Here is a 6655-nt window from a genome sequence, read left to right on the forward strand (position 1 = left end):
GCACCAACAGGAAACATCGCCGCCCGCGCCGGTGTTCCCCGGGTCAGCGGGGCTGGACCTTGTGCAGGGCAGGCGCCGGTCGCGCCGCCGTGGTCTGCTTCTGCGGCGTCGCCCGCATCGGCGCGGCCACCTTGGCCGCCACCCAGTCCTGCACGGCCTCGGCCACACCCGGCTCGCGGTACAGCGGGGAGCTGTGGAAGACGCCGGGGACGACGCGGACGTTCATCGCCACGCCCACCTGGTTGAGCTGCTCCTTCAGCAGCTCGCTGTGGTACGCGGGGACGAACTCGTCGGCGGAGTGCACGCTCATCACCGGGGCGTCGTGCGCGCTGGCGTGCCACGGCACCTCCATGCTCGACCACACCTTGGCGCAGGCCCCGGTGGGCCGGCAGCCGCCGGCGAGCGCGATGGCGGCCTGGCGCAGCTTGCGCTGCTCGTGGGTGGCGCCCTCGTCGCCGTCGGAGTACGCCGTGAGCGGGGAGACCACCGGCGAGATGCCGACCACGCCGCGCAGGCCCGGCAGGCCGTCGCGGTAGGTGCCGACGGCCGTCGCGATGTGGCCGCCCGCGGAGAACCCCATGACGACGTACCGGTTCGGGTCGAAGGAGAACCGCTCGGCGTGCCGGCGCGCGGTGGCGATGGCGTCCAGCGCGTCGGTGCGCTGCGCGGGCCACGCGGCGTCCGTGGACAGCCGGTAGTTGAGGTTGAAGACGGTGTAGCCCAGCGCGGCGTACGACTCGCTGACCGCGGTCATGTACCTCTTGTCCCCGCCGCTCCACCAGCCGCCGTGCAGCAGGAACACGGCGGGACGGCGGGCGCCGTCCGGCTGCCACCACACGTCCATGCGCTGGCGGCGGTGCTTGCCGTACGAGAAGGTCTGCACGATCGTCGAGGCGAGAGCGTCCGGCGGGGGCGCCGCGTTCACGCTCGGGCTCGGGGTGGGCGTCGGCGCCAGCTGCGCCATCGCGGGCGTCGCGTACGCCGGGATGAGGAGGGCGGCGGCCAGAGCGAGGGCTCCCAGGGTCACCGGTCTTCTCACTGCGCTTTTTCCTTCCCCGCCATCATGGTCCCCCATTGTGGGGCAAAACGCCTTCGTTGCGCACGCCTGATGCGACGTGTGACGCGTGCTACTGGAAGGATGATGGCACACCTGCCCCGATCGGATGCCAGGAGGCGACTTGGAGCACGACGACGCCCTCGCGGATCTCGACCCGGAACAGCGTCAGGTGGCCGAGGCCGTCCGGGGTCCCGTGTGCGTCCTGGCCGGGGCCGGCACCGGCAAGACCAGGGCGATCACCCATCGCATCGCCCACGCCGTACGCACCGGGGCCGCGGACCCGCAGAGCGTGCTCGCTGTGACCTTCACCACACGTGCCGCCGGTGAGCTCAAGCAGCGGCTGCGGGTGCTCGGCGCGCACGGCGTGCAGGCCCGCACCTTCCACGCCGCGGCGCTGCGCCAGCTCACCTACTTCTGGCCGCGCGTCATCGGCGGCGACCCGCCCCGGGTGATCGAGTCCAAGCTGCCGGTGCTCATCGAGGCCGCCCGCGTGCTGCGCCGCGGCACCGAGCGCGCCGAGCTCCGCGACGTCGCCGCCGAGATCGAGTGGGCCAAGGTCACCCAGATCGCCCCCGAGGACTACCCGGCCGCCGCCGCGAAGGCCGGCCGCACGCCGCCGATCGCGCCGGACGAGGTGGCTCACCTGTTCGACGCCTACGAGACGCTGCGGCGCGAGCGCCACCTGGTCGACTTCGAGACCATCCTGGAGCTCACCGCCGCCGTCATCAGCGAGCACCGCGAGGTGGGCGCGCAGGTCCGCCAGCAGTACCGCTACTTCGTCGTGGACGAGTACCAGGACGTCAACCCGCTGCAGAAGCTGCTGCTCGACACCTGGCTCGGCGGGCGGGACGACCTGTGCGTGGTCGGCGACCCCAACCAGACGATCTACTCGTTCAGCGGCGCCACCCCGCGCTACCTCACCAACTTCGCCGTCGAGCACCCGTCCGCCACCGTGATCAAGCTGGTGCGCGACTACCGTTCCACCCCGCAGGTGGTGGACCTCGCCAACCGCGTGCTCGCCCGCTCGCGCGCCCCGCACCGCATGGAGCTGGTCGCCCAGCGCCCCGAGGGCCCGAAGCCGGTGTTCGCCGAGTGCGAGGACGAGGCCGCCGAGGCCGTCCTGGTGGCCCGGAGGGCCAAGGAGCTGATCTCGCGCGGCGTGCCGAGCCGCGAGATCGCCGTGCTGTACCGGGTGAACGCCCAGTCCGAGGCGTACGAGCAGGCGTTCGCGAAGGCCGGCGTGCCGTACCTGCTGCGCGGCGCCGAGCGGTTCTTCGAGCGGCCCGAGGTGCGTCACGCCGTGGTGCTGCTGCGCGGCGCGGCCCGCTCCGCCAACCAGGAGCAGCCGCTCGCCCAGGTCGTGCACGACATCCTCGGCGGCATCGGGCTCACCCCGGAGCCGCCGGGCGGCGGCACCGCCCGCGAGAAGTGGGAGTCGCTGCGGGCGCTCGCCGACCTCGCCGAGGACATCGCGGCCGAGGGCGGCGATCTGCCGCGCTTCGTCGCCGAGCTGGAACGCCGCGCCACCGAGCAGCACGCCCCGCCCATCGACGGCGTCACCCTGGCGTCGCTGCACGCCGCCAAGGGCCTCGAATGGGACGCCGTGTTCCTCGTCGGGCTCACCGAGGGCATGCTGCCGATCATCTACGCCGAGAGCCCCGAGCAGATCGAGGAGGAGCGGCGCCTGCTGTACGTCGGCATCACCCGGGCCCGCGCCCACCTCCACCTGTCGTGGGCCCTCGCCCGGTCGCCCGGCGGACGCAAGGCCCGGCGCCCGTCCCGCTTCCTTGACGGCCTCACCGGCGTCGCCCCCGCGCGGCCGGCCGTCCCCCGCGAGCGCGCCGCCGTGCCGTCCCGGCACGCCACGACCATCCACTGCCGGGTCTGCGCCAAGACGCTCACCGCCGCCACCGAGCAGAAGCTCGGCCGCTGCGCCACCTGCCCGGCCGACTTCGACGTGGAGCTGCTCGGGCGGCTCAAGGACTGGCGCGCCTCGGCCGCCAAGGAGGCCAAGGTGCCGGCCTACGTGGTCTTCACCGACGTCACCCTCCAGGCCCTCGCCGAGCGTGTGCCCACCTCCGAGGACGACCTGCTCGCCATCGCGGGCATCGGGCGGGTCAAACTAGAGCGATACGGCGAAGCCGTGCTCAATATCTGCCGCGGAGGAGAAATTACGTGAACGAGGCGCTCAAGGAGGTTCTCGACCTGCTCGACCTGGAACAGATCGAGAACGACATCTTCCGGGGACGCAGCCCGGAGGAGCGCATCCAGAGGGTCTTCGGCGGGCAGGTGGCGGCGCAGGCGCTGGTCGCGGCCGGGCGCACGGTGCCGTCCGACCCGGTGGCCCGGTCGGTCCACTCCTTGCACGCCTACTTCATCCGGCCCGGCGACCCGGCCATCCCGATCGTCTACAACGTCGAGCGCGTCAGGGACGGGCGGTCGTTCACCACCCGCAGGGTCACCGCCATCCAGCACGGCAAGGCGATCTTCACGATGTCGGCGTCCTTCCACATCCCCGAGGAAGGCGTCTCCCACCAGGCGGCCGTCATGCCCGACGTGCCGGCGCCCGAGACGCTGCCGCTGTGGCAGGACCGCATGCGCGCCGCCGTGGGCGACGAGGAGCCGTGGCGTGAGTGGCTGTCACGTCCCCGCCCGGTCGACTCGCGGTACGTCACACCCCTCACCTGGGAGGCCGTCGCCGACCCCTCGCTGCGCAGCTCGCAGACGCAGGTGTGGTTCCGCTACGACGCCGACCTGCCCGACGACCCCATCCTGCACGTGGTGCTCGCCGCGTACGCCTCCGACTACACGCTCGTGGACACCGTGCTGCTCGCCAACGGGCTCGCGTGGGGGGCCACCAACATGACCGGGGCCTCCCTGGACCACGCCATGTGGTTCCACCGGCCGCTTCGGGTGGACGACTGGGTGCTGTACGCCCAGGAGTCGCCATGGTCGGGCGGGGCCCGCGGGCTCGCCCGTGGCCAGATGTTCACCCCATCCGGAGAGCTCGCGGTATCGGTCGTACAAGAGGTCATGATTCGTGTATCGAAAACGTGAAATCGCAGGTAGAAAATATGTTGCCGGGGTCCCCGGTCCGCGTTTAGAGTCTTGCACAAGCCGGTTCGGAGAACCGTGTCCGGCCATCGCGACGAACCTGAGAGGGAGGTGACCACAGTGGAGATCAACATCATGAGGACCGCCACGCCGTGGTTCGCCTCCTCCTGCGCTGACTCCGCCGTCGTCACCGGCATGCGGGCCGTCATCGCGCCGACCGCTTGGCAAGGCACCCCCGGCATCACCGCCGATGGCGCCGCCAAACTCCGCCAGGAGAAGACTGCCCCGATCCAGGCCTGCCTGGGACAGGGCGTCGCCCGCCGCAACACCACCGACCTGGTCCTCGACCACCCGGCCGCCTTCGGCCGCGGGCCGGTCGTCGACCCGCAGACCACGAGCACCGCCTATGGCGTGGTGCAGGGTCCGCCACCCTGGAGGCACCCGGTCATAACCTGACCGGGTAAAAAACAGCCTTCAGGCCGCGGATCCGCACCGGGATCCGCGGCCTTTTTGATGTACCGCCGCCGATCACCGCCACGAGGTAACCACCCAGATCACGCCAGACATAGAAAGGTGACGCAGATGGCGGTTTGGACGACCATGGACCTGGTCGACGAAGCCGATATCCCGTGTCGTACCGATCCCGACCTGTGGTTCGCCGAGTCCCCCGACGACGTCGAGTTCGCGAAGGCCCTCTGCGGAGGGTGCCCCATCCAGAAGGCCTGCCTGGCCCGCGCGCTGGAGCGCGAGGAGCCATGGGGCGTCTGGGGCGGCGAGCTCGTCCTGAGGGGAGTCGTCGTCCCCAAGAAGCGGCCCCGGGGGCGTCCGCGTAAGACCCCCGTCGCGGCCTGACCACCCACCTTCTCGTTCGCCACACCGGCGCCTTGGAAAGGACCCGATTCCGATGAGCTTCCTGCCGACCTGGAACGTCGACACACCCTTTATTCATGAAGAACTGGTGCGCGACCGAATACGGACGCTCCACCGGGAGGCCGAGCACCAACGCCTGGTCTCCGGTCTTCAGCGAGTACAGCGGGCCCGCAGGCAGGCCGAACGCGCCTCCGCCCGGCTCCGGCACGCCATCGCGCGACTCGGCTGACGGACCGGACCACCCGTCCCGGCACGACAAGAAAGGGCGGCCCCTCCGAGGGGCCGCCCCTTTTCTTTTGCGCTCAGGTGGTGGCCAGAGCCGGTTCCCCGGGATTGTCGTCGGCGAACCCCGGCACCCAGCGGATCACCTCGTCGCGAAAACGGGCCGTGGTGCCGAGCTGGCACAACACGCCGATACCGGCGATGTGCACCCGGTTGATCAGGGCGTAGGACGGCGGCAGGTTGAGCTGGCGCACGACGTTGGTCGGGCGCAGGTCGGTCACCGAGGCGGCCTGCCGCTGCAGCCACTCGCGGCTGAAGGTGAACTCCTCGACCCGGGTCGGCTCGACGTACGGGGTGAGGAACGCGCGCAGCGCCTCGGGGTCGATCTCGATATGCGGGCGGATGAAACCCTCGTCACGCAGGCCCCGCACCACCGCGTCCATGTCGCCCTGGTTGAAGATCCGCGTCAGCGTGCCGAACACCTCCGGGTAGCCGCCCGGCATGCGGTTGACCGCGCCGAAGTCCAGCACCCCGAGCCGTCCGTCCGGCAGGACGCGGAAGTTCCCCGGGTGCGGGTCGGCGTGCAGCAGGCCCGCGCGGGACGGTGAACTGAACAGAAAACGGACGAACAGCAGGCCCGCCCGGTCCCGTTCCTCCTTGGTGCCCGAGGCGATGATCCGCGACAGCGGTGTGCCGTCGATCCACTCGGTCACCAGGATCTGCTCGTTCGCCGCGATGACCTCCGGCACCTTGAAGTCCGGGTCGTCCCGGTACGCCACGGCGAACCCGTGCTGCGCCTGCGCCTCCTTGAGGTAGTCGAGCTCCTCGGCGACCCGCTCCCGCAGCTCACCGATCAGCGCGTTGATGTCCAGCCCCGGCAGCAGCACCCCGAAGAGCTTGCCGAGCCGCGCGAGCTGGTTGAAGTCGCTGAGCAGCGCCTTCCCCGCCCCCGGATACTGGATCTTCACGGCGACCTGCCGCCCGTCGTGCCAGACCGCCTTGTGCACCTGCCCGATCGACGCCGCCGCCGTCGGCGCGTCCTCGAACGCCAGGAAGTTCTCCCGCCAGTCGTCCCCGAGCTGCTCACTCAGCACCGCGTGCACCGTACCGGCCGGCAACGGCGGCGCCGCGTCCTGAAGCTTCGTCAACGCCGCCCGGTAAGGCCCCACGATCTCCGGCGGCAACGCCGCCTCAAAGATCGACAAAGCCTGCCCGATCTTCATCGCCCCGCCCTTGAGCTCCCCGAGCACCTTGAACACCTGCTCAGAGGTCCGCTGCTGTATCTCCTGCGTGACGACCTCGGCCGACTTCCCCCCGATCCTCTTCCCCACCCCAAGCGCAGCCCGCCCGGCAAACCCGATCGGCAACGTCGCCAGCTTCGCAGAACGCGCCACAGCATTCCGAGGAAACTCACTCACCCACCCATTGTTAACGCCCACCCCACCCCCCCAC

The 6655-nt window shown here is 70.9% G+C and carries 7 protein-coding genes; 5 read left to right on the top strand and 2 right to left on the bottom strand.

Annotated features, from left to right (window positions below; genetic code table 11):
• Positions 1-43: 43 nt before the first annotated feature.
• On the bottom strand, positions 44-1039 hold the full coding sequence (locus tag ABGB17_RS32785; RefSeq protein WP_347637094.1) for an alpha/beta hydrolase: 996 nt from the start codon (positions 1037-1039) through the stop codon (positions 44-46).
• A 139-nt stretch (positions 1040-1178) separates the two neighbouring features.
• Between ABGB17_RS32785 and ABGB17_RS32790 the strand changes: the two genes are divergently transcribed.
• The 5 genes from ABGB17_RS32790 to ABGB17_RS32810 all read left to right on the top strand — a co-directional run bounded on the left by ABGB17_RS32790 (position 1179) and on the right by ABGB17_RS32810 (position 5210).
• Positions 1179-3236, top strand: a complete 2058-nt coding sequence (locus tag ABGB17_RS32790; RefSeq protein WP_347637096.1) for an ATP-dependent DNA helicase UvrD2 — start codon at positions 1179-1181, stop codon at positions 3234-3236.
• A complete protein-coding gene (locus tag ABGB17_RS32795; RefSeq protein WP_347637098.1) occupies positions 3233-4114 on the top strand; it encodes an acyl-CoA thioesterase II in 882 nt (293 codons plus the stop codon). The genes ABGB17_RS32790 and ABGB17_RS32795 overlap by 4 nt, the downstream gene beginning before the upstream one ends.
• A gap of 108 nt (positions 4115-4222) precedes the next feature.
• Entirely contained in the window at positions 4223-4567 is a 345-nt protein-coding gene (locus ABGB17_RS32800; protein WP_347637099.1) for a hypothetical protein, read from the top strand.
• Positions 4568-4693: 126 nt separating this feature from the next.
• On the top strand, positions 4694-4963 hold the full coding sequence (locus tag ABGB17_RS32805) for a WhiB family transcriptional regulator (RefSeq protein WP_347637101.1): 270 nt from the start codon (positions 4694-4696) through the stop codon (positions 4961-4963).
• Positions 4964-5015: 52 nt separating this feature from the next.
• On the top strand, positions 5016-5210 hold the full coding sequence (locus ABGB17_RS32810) for a hypothetical protein (RefSeq protein ID WP_347637103.1): 195 nt from the start codon (positions 5016-5018) through the stop codon (positions 5208-5210).
• Positions 5211-5283: 73 nt separating this feature from the next.
• On the opposite strand, the gene ABGB17_RS32815 is transcribed toward ABGB17_RS32810, so the two are convergent.
• Positions 5284-6621 (bottom strand): AarF/ABC1/UbiB kinase family protein, encoded by a 1338-nt coding sequence (locus ABGB17_RS32815; RefSeq protein WP_347637105.1) that lies wholly within the window; start codon positions 6619-6621, stop codon positions 5284-5286.
• Positions 6622-6655: the final 34 nt, after the last annotated feature.

This window comes from Sphaerisporangium sp. B11E5 (assembly GCF_039871875.1).
GTDB lineage: Bacteria > Actinomycetota > Actinomycetes > Streptosporangiales > Streptosporangiaceae > Sphaerisporangium.

Excerpts from the sequence above, each read along its gene's own strand:
- ABGB17_RS32805 (WP_347637101.1), top strand. The coding sequence starts at position 4,694 with ATGGCGGTTTGGACGACCATGGACCTGGTCGACGAAGCCGATATCCCG.
- ABGB17_RS32810 (WP_347637103.1), top strand. The coding sequence starts at position 5,016 with ATGAGCTTCCTGCCGACCTGGAACGTCGACACACCCTTTATTCATGAA.